General features: G+C 68.8%; 14 protein-coding genes. 3 read left to right on the top strand and 11 right to left on the bottom strand.

The window, feature by feature from the left end:
* Nucleotides 1–36: 36 nt before the first annotated feature.
* The 7 genes from ACZ4EG_RS05185 to ngcE form a co-directional block, all read right to left on the bottom strand.
* The gene (locus ACZ4EG_RS05185; protein ID WP_453556785.1) at nucleotides 37–1,359 is read right to left on the bottom strand and encodes a sugar ABC transporter permease; all 1,323 of its coding nucleotides are present in this window, start codon (nucleotides 1,357–1,359) and stop codon (nucleotides 37–39) included.
* Complete coding sequence (locus ACZ4EG_RS05180) at nucleotides 1,356–2,147, bottom strand: ATP-binding cassette domain-containing protein (protein ID WP_467789972.1); 792 nt, start codon at nucleotides 2,145–2,147, stop codon at nucleotides 1,356–1,358. The genes ACZ4EG_RS05185 and ACZ4EG_RS05180 overlap by 4 nt, the downstream gene beginning before the upstream one ends.
* A 246-nt stretch (nucleotides 2,148–2,393) precedes the next feature.
* Nucleotides 2,394–3,497 (bottom strand): sugar ABC transporter substrate-binding protein, encoded by a 1,104-nt coding sequence (locus ACZ4EG_RS05175; protein WP_453556783.1) that lies wholly within the window; start codon nucleotides 3,495–3,497, stop codon nucleotides 2,394–2,396.
* 122 nt (nucleotides 3,498–3,619) lie between these two features.
* Entirely contained in the window at nucleotides 3,620–4,819 is a 1,200-nt protein-coding gene (locus ACZ4EG_RS05170; protein WP_453556781.1) for an ROK family transcriptional regulator, read from the bottom strand.
* Nucleotides 4,820–5,028: 209 nt separating this feature from the next.
* On the bottom strand, nucleotides 5,029–5,952 hold the full coding sequence (locus ACZ4EG_RS05165; protein ID WP_453556779.1) for a carbohydrate ABC transporter permease: 924 nt from the start codon (nucleotides 5,950–5,952) through the stop codon (nucleotides 5,029–5,031).
* Between the two features lie 17 nt (nucleotides 5,953–5,969).
* On the bottom strand, nucleotides 5,970–6,905 hold the full coding sequence (locus ACZ4EG_RS05160) for a carbohydrate ABC transporter permease (RefSeq protein ID WP_316752706.1): 936 nt from the start codon (nucleotides 6,903–6,905) through the stop codon (nucleotides 5,970–5,972).
* A gap of 65 nt (nucleotides 6,906–6,970) precedes the next feature.
* Complete coding sequence (gene ngcE / locus ACZ4EG_RS05155) at nucleotides 6,971–8,416, bottom strand: N-acetylglucosamine/diacetylchitobiose ABC transporter substrate-binding protein (protein ID WP_467789595.1); 1,446 nt, start codon at nucleotides 8,414–8,416, stop codon at nucleotides 6,971–6,973.
* A gap of 402 nt (nucleotides 8,417–8,818) precedes the next feature.
* Here ngcE and ACZ4EG_RS05150 point away from each other — a divergent pair, with 402 nt between their 5' ends.
* Both ACZ4EG_RS05150 and ACZ4EG_RS05145 read left to right on the top strand, forming a co-directional pair.
* Nucleotides 8,819–12,562 (top strand): GH92 family glycosyl hydrolase, encoded by a 3,744-nt coding sequence (locus tag ACZ4EG_RS05150; protein ID WP_467789971.1) that lies wholly within the window; start codon nucleotides 8,819–8,821, stop codon nucleotides 12,560–12,562.
* A gap of 27 nt (nucleotides 12,563–12,589) precedes the next feature.
* Complete coding sequence (locus tag ACZ4EG_RS05145) at nucleotides 12,590–12,973, top strand: hypothetical protein (RefSeq protein ID WP_453556774.1); 384 nt, start codon at nucleotides 12,590–12,592, stop codon at nucleotides 12,971–12,973.
* Nucleotides 12,974–13,066: 93 nt separating this feature from the next.
* On the opposite strand, the gene ACZ4EG_RS05140 is transcribed toward ACZ4EG_RS05145, so the two are convergent.
* Both ACZ4EG_RS05140 and ACZ4EG_RS05135 read right to left on the bottom strand, forming a co-directional pair.
* Nucleotides 13,067–16,333 carry a GH92 family glycosyl hydrolase gene (locus ACZ4EG_RS05140; RefSeq protein ID WP_467789594.1) on the bottom strand — a complete coding sequence of 1,089 codons (3,267 nt, stop codon included), beginning with the start codon at nucleotides 16,331–16,333 and terminating at the stop codon, nucleotides 13,067–13,069.
* Between the two features lie 317 nt (nucleotides 16,334–16,650).
* Nucleotides 16,651–17,751 (bottom strand): lytic polysaccharide monooxygenase auxiliary activity family 9 protein, encoded by a 1,101-nt coding sequence (locus tag ACZ4EG_RS05135; protein ID WP_467789593.1) that lies wholly within the window; start codon nucleotides 17,749–17,751, stop codon nucleotides 16,651–16,653.
* A 358-nt stretch (nucleotides 17,752–18,109) separates the two neighbouring features.
* Between ACZ4EG_RS05135 and ACZ4EG_RS05130 the strand changes: the two genes are divergently transcribed.
* Nucleotides 18,110–20,830, top strand: a complete 2,721-nt coding sequence (locus ACZ4EG_RS05130; RefSeq protein WP_467789592.1) for a SpoIIE family protein phosphatase — start codon at nucleotides 18,110–18,112, stop codon at nucleotides 20,828–20,830.
* Between the two features lie 63 nt (nucleotides 20,831–20,893).
* Here ACZ4EG_RS05130 and ACZ4EG_RS05125 read toward each other — a convergent pair whose 3' ends face one another.
* Both ACZ4EG_RS05125 and acnA read right to left on the bottom strand, forming a co-directional pair.
* Nucleotides 20,894–22,375 (bottom strand): ATP-binding protein, encoded by a 1,482-nt coding sequence (locus ACZ4EG_RS05125; RefSeq protein ID WP_467789591.1) that lies wholly within the window; start codon nucleotides 22,373–22,375, stop codon nucleotides 20,894–20,896.
* 192 nt (nucleotides 22,376–22,567) lie between these two features.
* Entirely contained in the window at nucleotides 22,568–25,285 is a 2,718-nt protein-coding gene (gene acnA / locus ACZ4EG_RS05120) for an aconitate hydratase AcnA (protein ID WP_467789590.1), read from the bottom strand.
* Nucleotides 25,286–25,447: the final 162 nt, after the last annotated feature.

Raw genomic sequence — 25,447 nt, 5'->3', positions numbered from 1 at the left:
GGGTTCTGATGTGAGCTACGGCGACGGATCTGCGCGTTATGCGCGGCCCGCTGCCTTCTGGCTCTTGCGGGAGACCGAGTCGATGACGACGGCGCCCAGCAGCACTCCACCGGTGATCATGTACTGGATCGAGGTGTTCATGTTGAGCAGGTCGAGACCGGTCTGGATGGACTGGATGACCAGCATGCCGAGCAGGGCGGACCAGACGGAGCCGCGGCCGCCGAAGAGGCTCGTACCACCGATGACGGCCGCCGCGATGGCGAGCATCAGGGTGTTGCCGCCACCGGCGTTGAGCGTGGCGCTCGCGGTCTGGCCGGCGAAGAACATACCGCCGATCGCCGCGAAGCCGCCGGAGATGGCGAACACGGTGATCCGGACCATCGGCACGCTGATACCGGCACGGCGCGCGGCCTCGATGCCACCACCGACTGCAAAAACCTTCCGGCCGTAGGTCGTACGACGCAGCACGAAGTCGACGATCACCAGCGCGGCGAGGAAGATCACCAGGGCGTTGGAGACACCGGAGGCGTTGTTGAGCACGGCCGCGGCGGCGAAGGACGCGATGGCGAGCAGGACGACCCGGATCAGGATCTCGCTGGTGGGCCGGAAGGGCACACCGGCGGCGCGGCGGCGGCGCTGCTCGTTGAAGGAGCCGACGGCCATCAGGACGACACCGAGGCCCGCGAGCAGGTAGGCGCCGACGATGGCTTGGTCCATGAAGAAGGAGCTCTGACCGAGCAGGTGCACCGGGCCGGACTCGGCCGGGATGTTGATGGTGCCGCTGTCGCCGAGGAGCCACAGCATCAGACCGTTCCAGCCGAGGAAGCCGGCCAGGGTCACGACGAACGCCGGTACGCCGATCTTGGCGAAGAACCAGCCCTGCAGCGCGCCGATGGCGATACCGGTCACGACGGACAGGACCAGCGCCAGCCAGCCGTTCATGCCGTGGTTGACGACGAAGACCGCGAACACGGTGGACGCCAGACCGCTGACCGAACCGACGGAGAGGTCGATCTCGCCCAGCAGCAGCACGAACACCAGGCCGATGGCGAGCATGCCGGTGGCCGCGAGGAAGTAGCTGATGCTCGACAGGTTGTCGGCGCTGAGGAAGAGGTCGTTCTTCAGCTGGAAGATCGTCCAGATGACGACCAGACCGACGAAGACCGGCAGCGAACCGAGCTCGCCGCCCTTGATCTTGCGCTTGAACTCGGTGATGTAGCCCTTGAAGCCCTCTTCGCGGACCAGCAGGCGGGGGTCGACGACGGCGACCGGCGCGGCCGTGGGGTCGTCGGCGGGGGCCACGGTGTCCTGGACCGGGGCGGCGGGGTCGACCTTCTCGACCTTGGACGTGTCACTCACTTTGCCGCCTCCGTGGTGCGACGCTCCGCACGACGAGTCACGGCGTTGTCCGTGGCTCCCGTGATCGCGGCGATGATCTCTTCGTGGCTGGTGCTCTTCACAGGGAAGGAGCCGTTGTTCTTGCCCAGACGCAGGACGGCGACGGTGTCCGCGACAGCCTTCACGTCCGCCATGTTGTGGCTGATGAGGATGACGCCGAGGTTGCGCTCGCGCAGCCGCTCGACCAGGTCGAGGACCTGAGCGGTCTGCTCGACGCCGAGCGCGGCGGTGGGCTCGTCGAGGATGACGACCTTCGGGTCGCCGATCAGGGCGCGGGCGATGGCGACGACCTGGCGCTGACCGCCGGAGAGGCTCGCGATCGGGATGCGCACGCTGGGGATGCGGATCGAGAGCGTGCTCAGCAGCTCACGTGCCTGCTTCTCCATCGACACCTCGTCGATGGCTCCCCGGTGCAGCAGCTCGCGACCGAGGAAGAGGTTGCCGACCACGTCGAGGTTGTCGCACAGCGCGAGGTCCTGGTAGACCGTCGCGACACCGAGTCCCTGGGCGTCGTGCGGCTTGTTGATGCTGACCGGCTTGCCCTCCCACTCGATGACGCCCTCATCGATGGGGTGGACACCCGCGATCGTCTTGACCAGGGTCGACTTTCCTGCGCCGTTGTCGCCCACCAGGGCGACCACTTCTCCGGCGTGGACCTCCAGCTCGACGTCGGTGAGGGCCTGAACCGCACCGAATCGCTTGGAGACTCCGCGCAACGCCAGCACGGGCGTAGCGGACACGTGAACCATCTCCTTCGCCGCCTGACCGGCGGGGATGCCGCGCTTGGACAGGCGCGGAGGGACGTGCACGAAGCACGAGGTTTACAAGATGAACATGCGCGAATCCGCTGCCCTTGGCAACGGTTCCGTCCGACGCCCGTCCCGGCAGCGGGGTATGGAGGCCGGGGCGGGCATCGGAGGGGTTTCGCGGGACCGCCGTGAGCGGTCGGGGCCCGGTGCTGCTCGTACGCGCCTCACCGGGCTTGGGCCGAGTGATTACTGGAGGCCGGCGGCCTTGCAGGCCTTGGCGAACTCGGCGGTGCAGATGTCCTGGACCGTGTACAGCTTGTCCTTGATCACCGTGTCCTTGATGTTGGCCTTGGTGACCGACACCGGGGTCAGCAGCTGCGAGGGCACCTTGTCGCCGGAGCCGCTGGTCAGCTCCTGGTTGGCGAGGGACTTGATGTCCTTGCCCTGGAGCAGGTTGACCGCGAGCTGGGCGGCGGCGTCCGCCTCCGGCTTGAAGGCCTTGTAGACGGTGGAGGACTGGGTGCCGGCGACGATGCGCTGGATGCCCGCGAGCTCCGCGTCCTGACCGGTCAGCGGGATGCCGCTGATGCCGGCGCCCTTCAGCGTGGTGGCGATACCGCCGGCCATGCCGTCGTTGGCGGCGTAGACGCCCGCGATCTTCTTGGCGCCCAGCTGGGTGATGGCCGCCTTCATCTTCTGCGCGGCGACGGTGTCCTTCCAGAGGCCGGACTGCTCGTAGGCGATGTCGACCTTGCCGTCGAGGATGTTGTGGGCACCCTTCTTGAACTGACCGGCGTTCGGGTCGGCGTCGTCACCGTTGATCATGACGACCTTCGAGCTCTTGGTGGCCTTGGAGCCGAGCGAGTCGAGCAGCGCCTGACCCTGGAGCTCGCCGACCTTGACGTTGTCGAAGGAGACGTACGCGGAGACCGGGCCCTGGGCGAGGCGGTCGTACGCGACGACCTTGATGCCCTTGTCGACGGCGGTCTGAATGGAGGACTTGATGGCGGCCGAGTCCTGGGCGCTGATCACGAGAACCTTGACGCCCTTGGTGATCATGCTGCTGACCTGCTGGGCCTGCTTGGCCGCGTCACCGGCGGCGTTCGCGTACTCGACCTTGCAGTCCGAGCAGAGCTCCTTGACCTTCGCCTCGAAGAGCGGGTGGTCGAACTTCTCGTAGCGAGCGGTCACGCTGTCGGGGAGCAGCAGACCGATGGTCTTGCTGCCGGAGGAGCTGTTGCTGCTCGACGAGTCGTCCTTCTTGTCGCCGGCCTTGCCACAAGCGGCCATGGACAGTGCCATCGAAACCGCCGCCGTACCGATGACGACTCTGCGCATCGTTGCGTTCATTTGGGGGTGCCTCCCTGACAGGGCCGCAACGCTGCGGCCGAGGTGGCTCGAAGTCAACTCGGCCGCAAGTTCGACGTCAAGAAGTAAATACTTAACGAGATGGCAACGGCGTCATGCGTTCTCTAAGTGAAGGCAGGTGCCGCGGCGGTCAGAGTTCCGTCCAAAAGGGTTGAATCGCCCATCTCGCTGAGGGCGAGAGCGAGCGCACCGAGCACCTCCGCGCGACCTCCGAGCGCCCCTGGGAGCACGGAGAGCCGACGGGCGGCACTGGGGATCGCATAGCGGCTCACGGACTCCCTGATGGGCCCCAGAACCAGCTCTCCGGCCTCCGCGAGATCACCGCCGAGGACCACCCGGCTCGGGTTCAGCAGATTGCAGAGGTTGGCCACTCCGCTGCCGATGTGGCGGCCGACGTCGGCGATCACCCGACGGCAGCCCGGATCGCCGTCCCTGGCCAGCCGTACGACGCCTTCCATGGTCAGGTCGGTGCCATGACTGGACTGGAGCAGCGGGAGCACATAGCGCGCGGCCGCGAACGTCTCCAGGCAGCCGCGGTTGCCGCAGCGGCAGACCGGGCCGGACTCATCCAGGGTAATATGCCCGATTTCACCCGCCGTGCCGCCCGGACCGCGATAGATCTTCCCCTCGATCACCAGACCGGCGCCGACACCGCTCGCGACCTTGATGTAGGCAAGATCACGAACTCCTCGGCCGCTGCCCCAGACCAGCTCGCCCAGGGCGCCCAGGTTGGCGTCGTTGTCCACGTGCACCGGCACGCCGAGCCGCCCCCGCAGCTCCTCGGCGGGTCTGGTGCCGCTCCAGCCCGGCAGGATCGCGGACGAGCCGAGCGTGCCGGACTCCAGATCGATCGGGCCGGGTACGCCAAGACCCACGCCGGCGATCTTGGAGCGATCCACTCCCGTTGCCCCGATCAGGCGGTTGACCAGCTGTTCCGCCCGGTCGAAGCCCTGTGCCGCGGAGGCGTCCACATCCAGCGGCTCGGACTCTTCGGCAAGTACCTGATGAGCCAGGTTGCCGACCGCGACCCGCAGATGCGTATGGCCGAAATCGACACCGATCACAATGCCCGCGTCCCCGCTCAGGGAGACGCTGCGGGCCCTGCGGCCACCCGCCGACGTGGGCGTGACCTCGACCGTTCCGCCGTCCTTCAGCTCCCGCACGATGTTGGAGACCGTTGCTGCGGACAGGCCCGTGGTCCTTGCGATCTCCGCCTGCGTGAGCGACCCGGCGAGTCGTACGGCGCGCACGACCCTCTCCAGGTTGGCTCGGTGCAGTGACGACTGCGACCCCGGAGTCTCCACGACGACCTCCTGCGCGCGGGACCGCCTCGGCGAGGTCCCGTCTATGTCCAACTAGTGAACTCTAAGCTGAGCCGTTCGGGTCGGCTCCCGTCAAGAGGTTGAACTGTTTCCGGGGTCTTGCCCACACGACCGCGCGCCGCCCCCGAACCCGGGAACGGCGCGCGTACGGACCGTTTCGAAGCGCTACGCCGAGCGCCTGTGAACTGGCACTACTTCAGGGTCGCCGAGGTCAGTCCGGCCTGCACCTGACGCTGGAAGGAGAGGTACACGACCAGCATCGGGATCATGGCGATCGTCACGCCGGCGAAGAGAACGGGCAGGTCAGAGGCGTATCCCTGCTGTTGCTGGAGCTGGATGAGGCCCTGGGTGAGAACATAGCGCTCGGGGTCCGAGCCGCTCTGCGGCTGCATGAGGACCGTCGGCAGGATGAACTGATTCCACTGGCCCAAAGTGTTGAAGATCCCGACGCTGATCAGGCCCGGCTTCGCCATCGGAAGCATCACCTGGAAGAAGGTCCGGGTGTGCGAGGCGCCGTCCAGGATCGCCGCCTCGAAGACCGCCGTGGGCAGGGTCCGGAAGAAGGCGTGCATGAAGAACACGGTGAACGGCATCGAGTAGGCGATGTAGACCAGGATCAGGCCCTGGTAGGTGTTCAGCATGTCCAGCCGTTTGACCATGAAGAACAGCGGGACCAGGGCCAGGAACACCGGGAACATGGCGCCGGCGACGAAGAAGTAGTAGAGGAGCCGGTTGCCCCAGAACTGGTAGCGGGCCAGGACGTACGCGGCCATCGAGCCGAAGAGCATCGTCAGCGGCACGCTGAACACCAGCACGATGACCGTGTTCAGGAAGTAGTCGCCGATGCCCTTGTTCCAGGCGCGGTGGAAGACGTCGAAGGACCAGTTGTGCGGCCAGCCGAAGGCCGAGCCGCCGATCTGCGCGTCGGTCTTGAAGGAGCTGATCACCAGCCAGAGCAGCGGCAGCACGATCAGCAGGGCCCACAGGGCGAGGAAGCCGTGCGAGAAGACGTTCAGGACGATGCCCTCGCCGCGCTGCTCGCCGGGGCGTACGGAAACCTTGTCGATAGGCCGCTCGGCGGGAACGGCCTCGGTCTCCTTCGAAGGTGCGCTCATGTCGTCGTATCTCCCGCTCAGAACTCGACGCGCTCGCGGCGGGTGGCGCGCAGCATGACCACGGACAGGACCAGGGTGAGCACCAGCATGACCACGCCCATGGCGCAGGCGTAGCCGCTCTTCCCGAAGTATTGGAAGTTGCGCATCATCACCGTCGACATCACGTCGCTGTGGTGATCGGGGCCGCCGCCGTACGCGCCCATGTTCTGGGTCATGGAGGAAACCAGGACGAACATGTCCATCGCGACGATGCCCAGATAGACCCACGCGGTCTGCACGGTGTCCCACAGCAGGGGCAGGGTGATGCGGAAGAAGGACTGGTTGCGGCCCGCGCCGTCGATGAGGGCGGCCTCGTAGATGTCCTTCGGAATGGACTGCATGGCGGCCGAGAACAGCACCAGATAGAAGCCGACGCCGTGCCAGACCACGGCGGCGATCAGCATCCACAGCACCAGGTTGGGCTCGTTGAGCCATTCCACGGGATTGTCGGTGTCGACCAGTCCGAGCTTGATCAGGAAGCCGTTGAGAAGGCCGCCGCCGTCACTGCGGTACACCGCGTTGAACAGCACCGCGACGATCGCCAGCGACAGCACCTGAGGGAAGAAGTAGACGATTTTGTAGAACCGGGATCCGGCGACGCCCTGCACTCCACCCGCCCTGCTGCGGCCGCCCGCGTTCACCATGAAGGCGAAGAACAGGGCGAGCAGAATGGTGATCACCGGGATGAAGATCAGGAACAGGATGTTGTGCCAGATGGCCTGCATGAAGACGTCGTCCTGGAACAGCGCCTTGTAGTTGTCCAGGCCGACGAACTTGAAGGTCTGCGACTGGCCCTTCCAGTCGGTCAGCGAATAGCCGAACGTCTGGATGTACGGCCAGATCACGAAGATCACATAAAGCGCCACGGGCACGAAGAGAAATCCCGCGACGAATCTGTACTGCCCTTTGCGCATTGGCCTTCCTGCTCCTGGTGTCCTCCCCCGGGCCGGATCGCTCCGGCCCGGGATACGGCGTGCGGTCAGTCCCGGTGATTCTTCTTGGAGGCCGGGTCCTTCGCCTGCTTGTCGACCGCGGCCTGGCACCGCTTCAGCCACTCCTTCGGCTGGATGCGCTTGGCCATCAGCTCGTTGGACGCGGCCTCGATGGCGGCGCCCATCTCGCTGTACCACTCCGTGTAGAGGTAACGGAAGGTGTTGTCACCGGCCGCCTTGGACGCCTCGACCGTGGACTGGGTGCCCGGCCGGAGCTTGACGCTGGGGTCGACGCCGTCCTTGAGGATGGTGAGCGAGTTGGCCTCCTTGGCGAACAGCGTCGACCACTCCTTGGAGAGCATGTGCCGCATGAACTCCTTCGCCCCGGGCAGGTTCTTCGCCTTCGCCGGGATGATGAAGGGCTCGCCGGAGCCGGCCCGGATCGCCTCGAACGGCAGCTTGCTGCCGGGCAGCAGCGGCATCGGCATGAACTTCATGTCGAAGTCCGCGGGCGTCTGCTTGAGCTGCTCGTTCTCCAGCCAGGAGCCGCAGGTGATGAAGGCGGCCTTGTACTGGTTCCAGCGGGTCTGGGACTCGGTGTGGGTCAGGCCGTTGGTGCCGGGCATCAGCAGGCCCTTTTCGACGACCTCGTAGATCGCCTCGACACCGGCCTTGGCCGCGTCCGAGCCCACGAACGCCTTGGGGTCGAGGTTGTCGATCGCCTTCATCGCGTCCAGACCGCCGGTCTTGGCGATCAGGTCCATGATGGCGACGTTGATGTAGTACGGGTACTTGCCCTGGTGGGCCAGGCCGCCGATGCCCTGCTTCTTGGCGTCCTGACAGATGGTGAGGAAGTCGGCCCAGGTCTTGGGCTCCTCCCAGCCCTTCTCCTTGAAGAGCTTGCCGGAGTACCACAGACCCCACACGGTGTAGATGTAGTTGAGGGCGACGATCTTGCCCTCCTGCATGCCCGCGTCCAGGGTGCCGGGGATGATCATGTCCCGGACCTTCTTGGCCGGGTCGTCGACCGACGGGGCGTCGAGCACCGCGGCGAGGTCGAGCAGCTGGCCGTTCTTGTAGAGGACGTCGACCTTGATCTGCTGGGCGCCGGAGTCGTCCACGATGTCCGGCGGGTTGCCGGCGTTGAAGCGCGGCTGGAGCTTGCCCGTGATCTCCTGGGTGCCGGTGTGGGTGGAGGTGATGCCGAGCTTCTTCTGGTAGTCCGACTCCCACGCCTTGGCGTAGTCGTCGCCGTAACCGCCCTTGAAGATGACGACGTCGAGCTTGCCGCCCTTCTTCACGCCGAACGGGTTCGACTTGGACGTCTTGCCCTGGTCGCCGCCGTCGTTGGAACTGTCGCCGCCGCCGCTCGCGCAGGCGGACAGGAAGCCCGCCGTCGGAATGGTGAGCAGACCGAGTGCGGCGGACCGCTTGATCAGATCACGACGGCCCACACCGTCGGCACCATGGTTCGCTGCGGATTGGGATCCCATGCTCAAGTCCTCGCCTTCTCCAGGACTCAGGCGGTGAACCGGATCCTCCCCGGCACCGCGGTCGGGTAGCGCTGGGTCGTGCAGGAAACGCCGACAGGTATAGTCCACTTCCGGCCGACGGAGCAAGATCGAACGCAAGGTTGGCCATGGGTCTTTTCCGAGTTGAGACCTCACGGAAATATGAGCCGCCTGTGACCGCGCTGCCGGAAAAGTCCGCGACATAGGCCCCTGAATGCCACACCCAACACCCTTGACATCAACGGCCACTTGGCCACCTACTGGATCCTGCGCACGAACTTGACAACGTTGTCTGAAGCCCGCGCAGGGAGGGAACCCGTTTTGTTGCAGCGGAGAACTCGGCACAGATTCGGTACGGCGGCCGTGCTCACGGCCGCCTTTGCCATGGCGGTGGCCTCGCAGGGAGCCGCGGTCGCACGGCCCGCCCAGACGCCCGCCGCCGACCGAGAGTTCGCATCCTCGTTCGAAGCTGATGACCCGGCGCCGGACTGGCTGAACACCGTCGACACGGAGCCGGACGGGAGCAAGCGCGCCTCGGGCGTCGACGGCGGCTACAGCACCGGCATCCCGGGCAATGTGACCGACCATGTCACCGATGTACGGGCGAGCGCCGAGAACACCGGCGCGGGCGAGGTGAAGGAGAACCTCGTCGACGGTGAACCGGGGACGAAATGGCTGGCCTTCGAGCCCACCGGCTGGGTCGAGTTCGACCTGGACAAACCCATCGAACTCAGGACGTACGCGCTCACGTCGGCCAATGATTACGACGAGCGCGACCCGAAGGACTGGACCCTTCAGGGCTCGACGGACGGCAAGGACTGGAAGACCCTCGACACCCGCTCCGGCGAGACCTTCTCCGAACGGTTCCAGACCAAGTCGTACGACCTCGCCCAGCCGGCCGAGTACCAGCACTTCCGGCTCGACATCACGAAGAACAACGGCGCCTCGGACATCGTGCAGCTCGCCGATGTGCAGTTCTCGACGGGCGGCAGCACAGGCCCGGTACCGCAGGACATGCTCTCCCTCGTCGACCGCGGCCCGAGCGGCTCGCCGACCGCCAAGGCCCGCGCCGGCTTCACCGGCACCCGGGCCCTGCGGTACGCCGGGCGGCACACGGGGGCCGGCCACGCGTACTCGTACAACAAGGTCTTCGATGTGAACGTGAAGGTCGGCCGGGACACACAGCTTGCGTACCGGATCTTCCCGTCGATGGCCGACGGCGACCGCGACTACGACGCCACGAACGTCTCCGTCGACCTGGCCTTCACCGACGGCACCTATCTGAGCGACCTCGGCGCGAGGGACCAGCACGGCTTCCCGCTCTCCCCGCGGGGACAGGGCGCGGCCAAGGCGCTGTACGTCAACCAGTGGAACAACGTGGCCTCGCGCATCGGCTCGGTCGCCGCGGGCAGGACGGTCGACCGGATCCTGCTGGCCTACGACTCCCCGGACGGCCCCGCCAAGTTCCGCGGCTGGATCGACGACGTGGCTCTCCGGCCCATCGCCCCGGAGCCGCCCAGGGCCCATCTGTCCGACTACGCGCTGACCACCCGCGGCACCAACTCCAGCGGCAGCTTCTCGCGCGGCAACACCTTCCCGGCCACCGCCCTGCCGCACGGCTTCAACTTCTGGACGCCGGTGACCAACGCGTCCTCGCTGAGCTGGCTCTACGAGTACGCGCGCGCCAACAACGACGCCAACCTGCCGACCATCCAGGCGTTCAGCGCCAGTCATGAGCCCAGCCCCTGGATGGGCGACCGGCAGACCTTCCAGCTGATGCCGTCGGCCGCCGCCGGCACCCCGGACACCGGCCGCACCGCACGGGCGCTGGCCTTCCGGCACGAGAACGAGACGGCACGGCCGTACTACTACGGCGTACGGTTCGAGAACGGGCTCAGGGCCGAGATGACCCCGACCGACCACGCCGCCGCGCTGCGCTTCAGCTACCCCGGCGACGACGCGAGCGTGCTCTTCGACAACGTCACCGAGCAGGCGGGCCTCACCCTCGACAAGGACCACGGGATCGTCACCGGATACTCCGACGTGAAGTCGGGCCTGTCCACGGGAGCGACCCGGCTCTTCGTGTACGGGCAGTTCGACAAGCCGGTGACGGACGGCGGCGCCGGCGGCGTCAAGGGCTATCTGAGGTTCGACGCGGGCGCGGACCGCACCGTCACCCTGCGCCTGGCGACCTCGCTGATCAGCATCGACCAGGCCAAGGACAATCTGCGCCAGGAGATCCCCGACGGCACCTCCTTCGACACGGTGAAGGCACGCGCCCAGCGGACCTGGGACCGGCTGCTCGGCAAGGTCGAGGTCGAGGGTGCCACCCCGGACCAGCTGACCACGCTGTACTCCAGCATGTACCGGCTGTACCTGTACCCCAACTCCGGCTTCGAGAAGGTGGCCGGCAAGGACCAGTACGCCTCCCCGTTCTCCCCCATGCCGGGCCCGGACACGCCGACGCACACCGGCGCGAAGATCGTGGACGGCAGGGTGTACGTCAACAACGGCTTCTGGGACACCTATCGGACGACCTGGCCGGCCTACTCGTTCCTGACACCCCGTCAGGCCGGTGACATGGTCGACGGGTTCGTGCAGCAGTACAAGGACGGCGGCTGGACCTCCCGCTGGTCCTCCCCCGGCTACGCCGACCTGATGACCGGCACCTCCTCCGACGTCGCGTTCGCGGACGCATACGTCAAGGGTGTCCGCTTCGACGCGAAGGCGGCGTACGACGCGGCCCTGAAGAACGCCACCGTCGTCCCGCCGACCTCGGGCGTGGGCCGCAAGGGCATGAGCACCTCGCCCTTCCTCGGCTACACCAGCACCGACACGCACGAGGGTCTGTCGTGGGCGATGGAGGGCTACGTCAACGACTACGGCATCGCGAAGATGGGCGAGGCCCTCTACGAGAAGACCAAGGAGAAGCACTACAAGGACGAGTCCGAGTACTTCCTCAACCGCGCCCAGGACTACGTCGACCTCTTCGACTCCAGGGCGGGCTTCTTCCAGGGCCGTGACGCCAAGGGCAACTGGCGTCTGGACTCGTCGAAGTACGACGCGCGCGTGTGGGGCTACGACTACACAGAGACCAACGGCTGGGGCTATGCCTTCACCGCCCCGCAGGACAGCCGGGGCCTCGCCAACCTCTACGGCGGCCGCGGCGCCCTGGGCGACAAGCTCGACGAGTACTTCTCCACCCCGGAGACCGCCTCCCCCGACTTCGTCGGCTCCTACGGCGGCGTCATCCACGAGATGACCGAGGCACGGGACGTGCGGATGGGCATGTACGGCCACTCCAACCAGGTCGCGCACCATGTGATCTACATGTACGACGCGGCCGGCGAGCCCTGGAAGGCGCAGCGGTACGTCCGCGAGGCGCTGTCCCGCCTCTACACGGGCAGCGAGATCGGGCAGGGCTACCACGGCGACGAGGACAACGGCGAGCAGTCGGCCTGGTATCTGTTCTCCTCGCTCGGCTTCTACCCGCTGGTCATGGGCAGCGGTGAGTACGCCATCGGCTCCCCGCTGTTCACGAAGGCGACCGTGCACCTGGAGAACGGCCGGGACCTGGTGATCAGGGCACCGAGGAACAGCGCGAAGAACGTGTACGTACAGGGTCTGACCGTCAACGGCCGTCCCTGGACGTCGACTTCGCTCCCCCACTCGCTGCTCGCCAAGGGCGGGGTGCTGGACTTCCGCATGGGAGCCAAGCCCTCGGCCTGGGGCACCGGCAAGAGTTCGGCCCCGGTCTCCATCACCCGGGGCGACAAGGTCCCGACGCCGCGCGCGGACGTGCTGAAGGGCGACGGCGCCCTGTTCGACAACACGTCGGCGACGGACGCCACGGTCACCTCGGTGGACCTGCCGGTGAGCGGCGCCGCAACGGCCGTCCAGTACACGCTGACGTCCTCCGCGGACCGCACCAAGGCACCAACCGGCTGGACGCTGCAGGGCTCGGCGGACGGCACGACCTGGCAGACCCTGGACCGGCGTACCGAGGAGTCGTTCGCCTGGGACCGGCAGACCCGGGCCTTCACGGTCACCGCACCGGGCTCGTACGCGAAGTACCGCCTGGTCCTGGACGGCGAGGCGGCGCTGGCGGAGGTGGAGCTGCTGGCCTGACCCGTTCCACCGTGAGACAGTCGGCCCATGCAGGAGACGCAGGAAGCCCACCGGCTCCTCGCTGCGTGGGCCGCTGTCGTCCGCGGGCTGGACGAGGGTTATGGATGGTGCGCGCCGGAGTTCGGCAACGACATCTGGTGCCGCACCCGGCTGGCCCGGCTCTGGCCGGTGCTGCCCGCGGAGATCCGCACCGCCGAGAGGCCCTTGCTCGACGGGATCGACGAACAGTTCCGCTCCGTCACCGTCCCCTGGCCCGGCCGGGAGGAGGAGCGGGGCTTCGGCTGGTGGCACCGGCGGGTACCGCGGCTGCTGGAGGCCGAGCCCGGTGAGGTGCTCGACGGTGGCTGGCCCCTCGGCTGGGAGATGATGCCGTTCCCCAAGCCGGACGAGGTCCGGGTCGTCGTGCCGTGAGAAGAGCGTGAGAAGAGGCCGCCCCCGGGAGAACCGGGGGCGGCCTCTTGCCTTGGGGCGGGGCCTCTTGCGCCGGGGCGGCCGGCGGGATGCTCAGCCCACCGCGAGGGTGAACACGTGCAGATCCGTGTCGTCCGGGAGCTTCACGCTCCTGATGGTCTTCCCGGACGGCGCCTCGAACGGCTTCGTCGCGAAGACGTACGTCGCCACCGGGTCCTTGTCCGCGCCCGCGACATTGCGGTACGCGCTCTTGGCGACGACCTCGTTGCCGTACTGGACGGTTCCGCCGCCTCCGCCGACGGTCCAGTCGGTGAAGGAGAGGTCGACGGCCTCGGTGGTGCCGTCGGTGTAGGTGACGGTCGCCTTCTTCTGCTGGTTTCCGTTGACCCCGCTGCCGATGAAGGACAACTTGACGGCCGGGGTGGGCAGTTCGACGCTCTGGCCGGCCGCGGCGGCGTTGTCCGGCCGGCCGGTGGGCGAGTTCGGCCAGGTGAAGGTGAGCCCGTCCACCGTGCCCTGCCCGCCGGGGGTCAGGCCCGCCGCCGCGAGGGCCTGGCGGGAGTAGCTCCAGCCGCCGCCGTCGTAGTCGGCCTCGTCGTGGTCGCCGTTGTCGTCCGAGACGCCGGTGTTGTTGTAGGCGGCGAGGAGGGTGCCGGGGGCGGCCACGGTCAGGGCGACCGGCTGCCCGTACGAGGTGTCGCCCGAAGTCACCGTGACCTTGACGTCGTAGAAGCCCTGACGGGCGCCGTCGGCCGCGGAGAGGGTGATCTCCTGCGAGCCGTCGGTGACCGTGCCCTCGGCGGGCGTGGCCGTGATGCCCTCCGGGGTCTCGACGCGGAAGCGCACCTCGGGGCCGGTGCCGCCGCTCAGCGACAGGGCACGGATGCCGAGCTTCGTGCTGCCGCCGGGGGCGACGGTCGCCGCGGTCGGACCGACGCCGATCTGGTACGGCTGCTCGCCCTCCCGGAAGGACGGGGGCGGGGAAGAGGTGCCCCAGGCCCGGTTCGGGGCGGCGGAGAGCCTGTAGTCCAGGCGGCCGCCGTCACGCACGAAGGAGGCCGGGAGCCAAGGCCGGTCACTGGTACGGCCGTTGACCTTCAGGGACTGGACGTACGGCGCTTCGGCGGCCGCTCCCCTCGCGCGGATCGAGATGTCGTTCCCCTGCGGACGGTCGATCTCGACGCGCTCGAACAGCGGTGACGCGAGGACGAGTTCGGCGCGGGAGGGGACCTGCGGGTACATGCCGAGCGCGGAGAAGACGTACCAGGAGGACATGGCGCCGAGGTCGTCGTTGCCGGGGATGCCCCCGGGCTGCGTCGACCAGAGCTGCCTCATCGCCGCGCGGACCGTCTCCTGCGTCTTGTACGGGGCGCCCGCGTAGTCGTACAGGTAGGGGACGTTGAGGGACGGCTCGTTGTCCAGCTCGGACTTGGCGCCGCCGCTGCCGGTGAAGGCCCAGCTGCCGTCCGCGTTGTGGAAGAAGTCGTCGAGCCGGGCCAGCGCCTTGTCCGTGCCGCCCATCACTGCGAACAGGCCGGCCGGGTTGTGCTGGACCATCCAGGTGTACTGGGCGGCCGTACCCTCGACGAACCCGTTGCCGGTGTCCGGGGTGAAGCCGGTGACCCAGCTGCCGTCGGCCTTGCGGTTGGCGATGTAGCCGCCGGTGGGGTCCGCGGCGATGTTGAAGTTGTTCTGCCACCACTGGGCGCGCCGGGCGAAGGCCGCCGCCGTGTCCTTCTCCCCCGCCGCCGCGGCGAGCCCGGAGAGCGAGAAGTCGGCGGTGGACATCTCCAGGGTCTCGGCCGCGCCGCCCCAGGCGTTGGACACGGACGGCATGTAGTGGTGGGAGAGGTACTTGTCCAGGGAGGGGCGCTGTCCGACCGACAGCACCGGCTTGCCCGCGGCCGACAGGTCCTTGTCGGTCGGCACGGTCGCCGCCTTCACCAGTGAGTCCAGCGCGCCGCGCAGGTCGAAGCGGGTGCCGCCGAACGCATGGATACCGGCCAGAGCGGTGGGCGACGGGTCGCCGTTCATGACGTGCGTGCCGCTCGCGCCGTGCAGCCAGCGGTCCCAGATGCCCCCGTTCTGTCGGGCGAGTTCATACAGCGACTGGGCGATGTCCGAGCCGGTGCGCGGGTCGAGGAGGGTGAGCAGCTGCACCTGGTCGCGGTAGACGTCCCAGCCGGAGAAGGTGCCGTACTGGGCCCGGTGACCGCGGCCCACCCGGTGCACCTTGTCGTCGCTGCCCCGGTATCTGCGGTCGGCGTCGCTGATCACGTTCGGGTGCAGCAGGGAGTGGTAGAGGGCGGTGTAGAAGGTGGTGCGGTCCATGTCCGTGCCGCCGCCGACCCGTATGGCGCCCAGCCGGTGTCGCCAGGCCTGCCGGGCCGCGGCCTCGACCGAGTCGAAGGAGCGGTACGACGGGTTCTCGGCCGCGAGGTTCGCCTCGGCGCCCGCCCGGCTCACGTACGAGATACCGACCTTGACGTTCACCGGCCCGGTTCCGGGCGCGAACTCGACGTACCCGCCCGCGCCCTTGCCCGCGACGGGCCTCCCGCCCTTGGCGAAGCCGCCCGTGCCGCCGGAGGCCGTCGTGGCTCCCGGCTCCAGCCGGTCGTCCTGCCAGGTGCCGGTGGATGTGAAGGCGCGGTCGAAACGGGCGGTGAAGTAGAGGGTGTAGTAGGCGCGTTGGCCCTCCGGGTCCAGGTAGCCGCAGAAGTCGCCGGAGGTGACGGAGCCGGAGATCGTGCGGGTCGCCGGGTCGATCGTGACCGTCGAATCGGCCGACCCCACCTCGGAGTTGGCGGTGCGGACGAGCAGCGAGGCCGGCTTGTCCGCCGGGAAGGTGAAGCGGGCCGAGCCGGTGCGCGCGGTCGCGGTGAGGTCGGCGGTGACGCCGGAGGCGAGACCCACCTTGTAGTGGCCGGGTTCGGCGGTCTCGTCGGTGTGGCTGAAGTCGGAGGCGTAGACGGCGTCCTTGGTGTCGCTCGCCGGGGACGAGGTGACCCTGCCCGCGTACGGGAAGAGCGGGATGTCTCCGCTGCCGCCCGCACAGCCCGTGCCGGACATATGGGTGAGACTCAAGCCGCGGATGCGGGTGGCGTCGTACTGGTAACCGCCGGGTGCGGCAGTGCGCATGGCGTCGCCCCGGGTGTTCTCGGGGCTCCAGGAGAGCATGCCGAACGGCACGACGGCACCCGGGAAGACATTGCCGCCGTTCTTGGTGCCGATCAGCGGATCGACGTATGCGGTGGGGTCCTTGACGAGATCGGGCGGTTCGGCGGTCGCCGCCAGGGCGGGGGTGCCGCCGCCCACCGCGAGTACCGCGGCGAGCAGCAGTGACGTGGGACGGAAACGCATGACGCGGCCCCTCCTCCTTCGGACGGGTCGCGCATCACAGGTCGCACAAGCCGCAGGGACAGTAACGCGCGTCGGCAGTACCACGGAAGACCGCGTGCACCGCCGTCGACGCGCCCCGGGATCACTCTGGTGGGTGATCCCAACTCGCTTGACATCGTTGTCGGTTGGGGCGGTAGAGTCATGCACGGACCTGATAGACAACGTTGTCGCCATCGCGGCGTCGACACAAGCCACGCTCCACCCGGGCGGGCCGCACCCCCTCGCCCGCCCGGCTCGCGGACCCGGTGTGCACCGCCACCGGGTCCGCCCAGAGCGACTCAGCCGACCCGGCAGGGCAGAGTCGTCGCGCTGTCACCGCCGGAGCCCTGGACGACGTAGCCGAACGTCGCGCTCCGCCCCGGACTCAGCGAGCCGTTCCAGTCGGCGTTGTGGACCATCACGTCCTGCCCGCTGTAGGTCGCGTTGCCGTTCCACAGGCCGGCCACCGACTGACCGCCCGGCAGCGTCCAGTCGACCATCCAGCCGAGCATCGGCACGTCGCCGCTGTTGGTGACGGTCACCTCGGACTGGCAGCCGCCGGGCCGGCTGTTCGTCGTCCTGCGGGTGGCCGTGCAGGTGCCGGGCGGGGGCTCGGTGGGGTTGCCCGGGTCGTGGACGCCCGTCACCTCGCCGTTGCCGCCGTCGAAGACGACGTCGGAGCCGGAGTAGAAGGTCTCCGCGCTGTCCGAACGCTGCCAGACCATGTAGATGATGTGCCGCCCGGACTTGCCGGCGGGCAGCGTGCCGGTCCAGGAGTAGTTGGCCTCGACCGTGCCCGGGGTGCCGTTGAGCGGCGGGTGGTCGACGTCCAGGAAGGGCTGGTCCTCCATATCGTTCCAGGTGAGCGGCTTGGTCGGGTCGTAGCCGTCCTTGGTGAGATAGACGTGGAACCAACCGGGGTGCGCCGCCCAGGCGTTGTAGGAGAAGTCGACGGTCGCTCCCGCGGTGAGGTGCGTGAGGGGCCAGTCGTTCCGCGGCAGGTCGAACCCGGTGAAGTTGGGGTTGCCGCCGCTGCACAGCTCGCCGTCGGGCACGAAGCCGCGGGTGCGTCCTGCGCCGTCCGAGCGGAGCACCGAGAACCAGTTGTAGAACGGGGTGGTGCCGCTGACCTGCTGGGCCGCCTTGCAGGCGGGGTTGACGGGCTTGATCTCACCGGTGTCGGTGAGCCCGTCCTGCCAGCACAGGAAGGTGCGGCTGCCCGGTTTCATGGGGGTGCCGTGGGCCTCGGCGCGGGTGCCGGTGGCGACGATGAGGCCGAGGGCCGGGACGGTGGCGAGCAGGGCCAGGAGGACCAGGAAGAAGGCCCCGCCACGGGAGGCCGAGTGCGGTAATCGCGGACGTCCCGGGAATCGGGGACCGCTCAGTGTTGTCGTAGGCATGACAGTTCCACGTTCATCATGGGGACGCCCGAAGGCCGTGCCGAAGGTGTGCGGATGCGCGCCGAGGGGCGCGTGGGGCGGGAGCGGGCCCGCACGGCGGGTTCCGGTCCACTGGGTGGGAGCGCTCCCACCCCACTCTCCTGCGAAAGTAGCGCGGACCGTGACAGCTGTAAACGCCCGATACGCACGGGCGGGTGACCCCCCAGGAGGCAAGGCAAGTTTCCGGTAAGAATTTTTGGTTAAAAAAGGGGCTTTCTACAGAAAGGACGCGGCGGTGCCGTCCGTAAAGGGGGGTGACGCTGTCCGCACATTGGACCGGGCCATAGCCAGGGGGAATCACCGGTGCTACAAATATCGCATGGCGGACCGATTCGCCCGGTTTCGACGCTTCTCCTGGCGCTCGCTTGCCGGCAAGAGCCCGCGCAGCGTCGCCGGGCAGGTCTTTGTACTGCAGCTGACGCTGGTCGCGTTGCTGGTGGTCGGTGCCGTCTTCGCCCTCGTCCTGCAGTCGCAGCGGGACACCAGCACGGAGGCCAAGCGCCGCTCCGTGGCCGTCGCGCAGACCTTCGCGCACTCCCCGGGCGTCCTGGAGGCGCTGAAGACCAAGAAACCGTCGACGGTGCTCCAGCCGCTGACCGAGGCGGGACGTAGGTCGGCGGGCGTCGACTTCATCGTGGTCATGGACACCAAGGGCATCCGCTACACCCATCCCCTGCCGGACCGGATCGGCAAGCGGTTCGTGGGGAGGATCGAGCCGTCGCTGGAAGGCAAGGTCTACACCGAGAGCGTCCACGGCCCGCTGGGCCATGAGGTGCAGGCGACCGTGCCCATCGAGAACGCCGACGGCAAGGTGGTCGCCCTCGTGTCCGCGGGGATGAAGGTCAAGAACGTGACCAGCGAGGTGAACCGGCAGCTGCCGATCATCCTCGCCGCCGGAACCGGTGCGCTCGTGGTGGCGACCGGTGGAACGGCGCTGGTGGGCCGGCGGCTGCAGCGGCAGACCCACAGCCTGGCGCCGGACGAGATGACCCGCATGTACGAGCACCACGACACGGTGCTGCACTCCGTACGGGAAGGAGTGCTGATCGTCGGTGAGGACGGGCGGCTGCTCCTCGCCAACGACGAGGCGAGACGGCTCCTTGAGCTGGCCCCGGACGCGGAGGGGTGGCACGTGTGGGAGCTGTCCGACCTCGAACCCGACATGGTGGACCTGCTCGTCTCCGGGCGCGAGGCCACCGACGAGGTGCACTTCGCCGGGGAGCGGCTGCTCGCGGTCAACCAGCGGCCCACGGACCGCGACGGCGGCCCCAGGGGAACCGTGGTGACGCTCCGCGACTCCACCGAGCTCCAGGCGGTGTCGGGCCGCGCGGAGCTCGCTCGTGAGCGGCTCAAGCTGCTGTACGACGCGGGACTGAGTATCGGCACCAGCCTCGATGTGCTCCAGACCGCCGACGAGCTGGCGCAGGTCGCCGTCCCCCGCTTCGCCGACTTCGTCACCGTGGACCTCGCGGACGCCGTCATCCACGGCGAGGAACCCGCCCCCGCGGCCACCGACATGCGGCGGGTCGCCGTGTGCGGCATCCGGGGCGACCATCCGCTCTACGAAAAGGGCCGGCTGATCGACCTCGTGCCCTCCACACCCCAGGCACGCGGCTATGACACCGGCCGCTCCGAGCTGGTGACGAACCTGTCGGACGCGGCGGACTGGCACGCACAGGACCCGGAGCGCGCACGGGAGATCGTTATGTACGGCATCCACTCGCTCATCGCCGCGCCGATCCAGGCCCGCGGCGTCGTACTGGGCATGGCCAACTTCTGGCGCTCCAAGCGGCACGAACCCTTCGACGAGGAGGAGCTGTCGCTGGCGGAGGAGCTGGTCGCCCGTGCCGCGGTGAGCATCGACAACGCCCGCCGCTACACCCGCGAGCACGCCCTGGCGGTCACGCTCCAGCGCAGCCTGCTGCCGCGGGCCCTGCCCGAGCTGAGCGCCCTGCAGGTCGGCTACCGCTACATCCCCGCCCAGTCGGGCGTGAGCGGTGACTGGTTCGATGTGATCCCGCTGCCGGGGAACCGGGTGGCGCTGGCCGTCGGCGACGTCGTCGGGCACGGTCTGCACGCCGCCGCGACGATGGGGCGGCTGCGGACCGCGGTGCACAACTTCTCCACGCTGGACCTGCCGCCGGACGAACTGCTGAGCCACCTGGACGACCTGGTCGGCCGCATCGACCAGGACGAGGCGTGCGCGGAGGCGTCCGAGGTCGTGGGCGCCACCTGCCTGTACACGATCTACGACCCCGTGTCCCGCCGCTGCGCCATGGCACGCGCGGGACACCTGGCACCCGCGCTGGTCCATCCCGACGGCACCGTCACCTTCCCCGACCTGCCCGCCGGACCCCCGCTCGGCCTGGGCGGCATGCCCTTCCAGACGGCCGAGGTGGACATCGCGGAGGGCACCCAGCTGGTCCTGTACACCGACGGCCTCATCGAGGACCGGGCGCGCGATCTGGACGTGGGCATGGAGCTGCTGCGCCAGGCGCTGGCGGGCCACCCCGACCGGCCTCCCGACGAGAGCTGCCGGGCGGTGGTGGAGGAGCTGCTGCCCGGGCGGCCCAAGGACGACGTCGCTCTGCTCATCGCGCGCACCAGGGCGCTGCCGTCCGACCAGGTCGCCGACTGGGACGTGCCGCGCGATCCGGCCGCCGTGTCGGGGATGCGCAGTGCCGTCTCCGAGAAGCTGGACGAGTGGGACCTGTCCGAGCTGGGCTTCGGCATGGAACTCGTCCTGAGCGAGCTGATCACCAACGCCATTCGCTATGGCTCCGAGCCGATCCATGTACGCCTGATCCAGGACCGCACGCTGACCTGCGAGGTGTCCGACGGCAGCAGCACGTCGCCGCATCTGCGGTACGCCGCGACGACCGACGAGGGCGGCCGGGGCCTGTTCCTGGTCTCCCAGATGGCCGAGCGCTGGGGCACCCGGTACACCCCGCAGGGCAAGGTGATCTGGGCCGAACTGGCCCCACCGGACCCCAACGAGGTCGGTCTGCTGGACATCCCGGACGACCTCTTCCCGGACTGACCCACGATCGGCGATCGGCGATCGGCGAGAGCGTGACGCGGGGCCGTGATCCGCGGCCGGTGCTCACCGCAGTGAGGCCCTGGGCCGGCACGTCGGCGCGTCCGCCCCCCAGTCGCCGACCGACGGGAGCACGACCGTGAACTCCGTGCGCCCGGGCTCGCTCCGCACGTCGATACGCCCCCCGTGCGCCGCCGTGACGGCCGCCGCGATCGCCAGCCCCAGCCCCGATCCGCCCTCTGCCGCCCCGGCCCGGGTGCGGGAAGTGTCCGCCCTGGTGAAACGCTCGAAGACGGACGGAACGAGTTCCGGCGGGATGCCGGGGCCGTCGTCGTGGACGCGGATGACGTGCTGGGCGGACGTGGACTCGACGGAGGCGGTCACCGTCGTGCCAACAGGTGTGTGCACACGCGCGTTGGCCAACAGGTTGGCCACCACTTGCCGGAGTCGGGCCCCGTCGCCCCTGACCAGGGCGGGGGTGTCCGGGGAGAGGCCGAGTCGCCAGACATGGCCGGCGCCCGCGGCCCGTGCGTCCCACACCGCCTCGGCGACCAGCGCGGCGAGGTCCACCTCGGTGCTGTGCAGCGGGCTGCCCTCGTCGAGGTGGGCGAGCAGCAGCAGGTCCTCGACCAGCTCCGTCATGCGCGCCGACTCGGCGAAGACCCGGTTCCAGGCGAGGTCGGGGGCGACACGGTTCATCAGCTCGGCGTACCCGGCGATGGAGGCGAGCGGGGTGCGCAGTTCGTGACTGGCGTCGGCGACGAACCGGCGCATGCGTTCCTCGCCGCGCCGCCGTTCGGCGAGCGAGGCCTCGACGTGGTCGATCATCCGGTTGAGCGCGGCACCGACCTGCCCGGCCTCGCTGCCGGGGTCGGTGTCGCGCTCGGGGACCCGGGGCAGCGCGCTGACCCGGCCGTGGCCGAGCGGTACCCGGGAGACCTCGACGGCGGTGGCGGCGACCCGGCCGAGCGGGCGGAGCTGGCGCCGGATGACGACGGCGCAGACGCCGCCCGCGAGGGCGAGTCCGGCGGCGCCGACGACCGCCTCGATCTCGACCAGTGTGCCGAGCGTGGCCCGGACGTCGTCCATGGGCAGACCGGTGAGGACGCGGATGCCGCTCGCGTCGAGGGCGGTGACCCGGTAGGTGCCGAGTCCGGGCACCGTCCGGGTGTGCAGCGAGCCGTCGGGGCGGATGCCGGCGAGGGCGGCGCGCTGGGCGGAACCGAGAGTGCGGGGGGCCGCGTCCCGGGTGACGACCGCGGCGGAGACGAGGTGCCCGGCGGCGTCGAGCCGGGCGACGAGCAGGCCCTCGGTGTGACCGCCCTCGTCGAGGAAGGCGAGGTCGGCGGGGAGTTCGGGGTGCAGCGCGGCGCCGCCCACGCTGCGTTCGGCGGCGTCGTTGACCCGGTCGTCCAGGTTGCCCATGAGATAGGCGCGTTGGGCGAGGACGGTGGTGAGGGCGAGCGCGGCGCACACGCACACGAGGGTGGCGGTGACGAGGACCAGGAGGCGTGTGCGCAGCGAGCGGGCCCACGGGCGGCGGCTCATGTACCGATCCTGTCCCGGTTCGCTGGGGGAAGCCTGTGTTCCGTCTGAGGGTGGGTGATGACCTTCGTGCCGCCTTCGTGCTGCCCTTCGTGATGACCTTTGTGCGGCCCTTCGCCGTACCCGGCCCGGACACGGCGAAGGGCCGCACCCCCGTCACCGGGGATGCGGCCCTGTACCGCCGTACGCTGCCGCTTACTTGCGGATCAGGTTGCGCAGGACGTACTGCATGATGCCGCCGTTGCGGTAGTAGTCGGCCTCACCGGGGGTGTCGATGCGGACGACGGCGTCGAACTCGACACCGGTGTCGGTGGTGACCTTCACCGTGCGCGGCGTGGTGCCGTTGTTCAGCTCGGTGACGCCGGAGAAGGAGAAGGTCTCCTCACCGGTCAGACCGAGGGACTCGGCGGAGGCACCCTCCGGGAACTGCAGCGGCAGGACGCCCATGCCGATGAGGTTCGAGCGGTGGATGCGCTCGTACGACTCGGCGATGACGGCCTTGACGCCGAGCAGCGCGGTGCCCTTGGCGGCCCAGTCGCGGGACGAGCCGGAGCCGTACTCCTTGCCGGCCAGGACGACCAGCGGGATGCCCTGGTCGATGTAGTTGCGCGAGGCGTCGTAGATGAACGACACCGGCGCGTCGGCCTGGGTGAAGTCGCGGGTGTAGCCGCCCTCGGTGCCCGGCGCGATCTGGTTGCGCAGGCGGATGTTGGCGAACGTACCGCGGATCATGACCTCGTGGTTGCCACGGCGGGAGCCGTAGGAGTTGAAGTCACGACGCTCCACACCGTGCTCGGTGAGGTACTTGCCGGCCGGGGTGTCGGCCTTGATGGCGCCGGCCGGGGAGATGTGGTCGGTGGTGACCGAGTCGCCCAGCTTGGCGAGCACGCGGGCACCGGCGATGTCGCTGACCGGGGCCGGCTCCATCTCCATGCCGTCGAAGTACGGGGGCTTGCGGACGTAGGTCGACTCGGCGTCCCACTCGAAGGTGTTGCCGGTCGGGATCGGCAGGGACTGCCACTGGGCGTCGCCCGCGAAGACGTCCGCGTAGGACTTGTTGAACATGTCCTCGCCGATGGCGTTCGCCACGACGTCGTTGACCTCGGCCTCGGTCGGCCAGATGTCGGTCAGGTAGACCGGCTTGCCGTCCTGGTCGGTGCCGAGGGCGTCCCTGGTGATGTCCACCTTCATGGAGCCCGCGATGGCGTACGCGACGACCAGCGGCGGGGAGGCCAGGTAGTTCATCTTGACGTCGGGGTTGATACGGCCCTCGAAGTTCCGGTTGCCGGAGAGGACCGAGGTGACCGCGAGGTCGTGGTCGTTGACGGCCTTGGAGACCTCCTCCGGCAGCGGGCCGGAGTTGCCGATGCAGGTGGTGCAGCCGTAACCGACCAGGTTGAAGCCGACCTTGTCGAGGTACGGGGTCAGACCGGCCTTGTCGAAGTAGTCGGTGACGACCTTCGAGCCCGGGGCGAGGGTGGTCTTGACCCACGGCTTGCGGGTCAGGCCCTTCTCCACGGCCTTCTTCGCGACGAGCGCGGCGGCGACCATGACGTACGGGTTCGAGGTGTTGGTGCAGGAGGTGATGGCCGCGACCGTCACCGCACCGTGGTCGATCGTGTAGGTCGTGCCGTCGGGGGCGGTGACCTGGACCGGGTTGGACGGCGCGCCGTTCGGGTGGACGGCCGGGGAGTCGGAGGCGGGGAAGGACTCCTCGCCCGCCTCGTCGGCGGTGGTGACGTAGTTCAGGACGTCGGACTTGAACTGCTCGGCCGCGTTGGCGAGGACGATACGGTCCTGCGGGCGCTTCGGGCCGGCGATGGAGGGGACGACCGTCGACAGGTCAAGTTCGAGCTTCTCGGAGAAGTCGGGCTCGGCCTGCGGGTCCAGCCAGAGGCCCTGCTCCTTGGCGTACGCCTCGACGAGCGCGACCTGCTGGTCGGAGCGGCCGGTCAGGCGCAGGTAGCTCAGGGTCTCGCCGTCGATCGGGAAGATCGCGGCGGTGGAGCCGAACTCCGGCGACATGTTGCCGATGGTGGCGCGGTTGGCGAGCGAGGTGGCGGCCACGCCCTCGCCGTAGAACTCGACGAACTTGCCGACGACACCGTGCTTGCGGAGCATCTCGGTGATGGTGAGCACGAGGTCCGTGGCTGTCGTACCCGGCTGCAGCTCACCGGTCAGCTTGAGGCCGACGACGCGCGGGATGAGCATGGACACCGGCTGGCCGAGCATGGCGGCCTCGGCCTCGATGCCGCCGACGCCCCAGCCGAGGACACCGAGGCCGTTGACCATGGTGGTGTGCGAGTCGGTGCCGACCAGGGTGTCCGGGTAGGCCTGCCCGCCCCGAACCATGACGGTCCGCGCGAGGTGCTCGATGTTCACCTGGTGGACGATGCCGGTGCCCGGCGGGACGACCTTGAAGTCGTCGAACGCGGTCTGGCCCCAGCGCAGGAACTGGTAGCGCTCGCGGTTGCGGCCGTACTCCAGGTCGACGTTCTGCTTGAAGGCGTCGCTGGTGCCGAACTTGTCGGCGATGACGGAGTGGTCGATGACCATCTCGGCCGGGGAGAGCGGGTTGATCTTCGCCGGGTCGCCGCCGAGCGCCGCGACGGCCTCACGCATGGTCGCGAGGTCCACGACACAGGGGACACCGGTGAAGTCCTGCATGATCACGCGGGCCGGCGTGAACTGGATCTCCTGGCTGGGCTGGGCCTGCGAGTCCCAGCTGCCGAGAGCGCGGATGTGGTCGGCGGTGATGTTCGCGCCGTCCTCCGTGCGGAGCAGGTTCTCCAGCAGGACCTTGAGGCTGTACGGCAGCCGGGCCGAGCCCTCCACCTTGTCCAGCCGGAAGATCTCGTACGACTCGTCGCCCACCTGCAGCGTGCTGCGGGCGTCGAAGCTGTTCGCCGACACGACAGTCTCCTTCATTGATGTGCGCGTACTCACCACGATCCTGCCGCCACGGCATCTCGGCCAATCCGCTAAGGTAAGGCTAAGTTAGGTAACCCTTACCAGGGTGGCGGCTGCGGTGCTCCTCGCCAGATATCTCGATGTCGAGATAACTCTAGTACACGG

It is taken from the genome of Streptomyces sp. NPDC025638 (assembly GCF_055558775.1).
The sequence above is the reverse complement of the archived record's forward strand: the minus strand, read 5'-3'. Positions and strand labels throughout refer to the sequence as shown.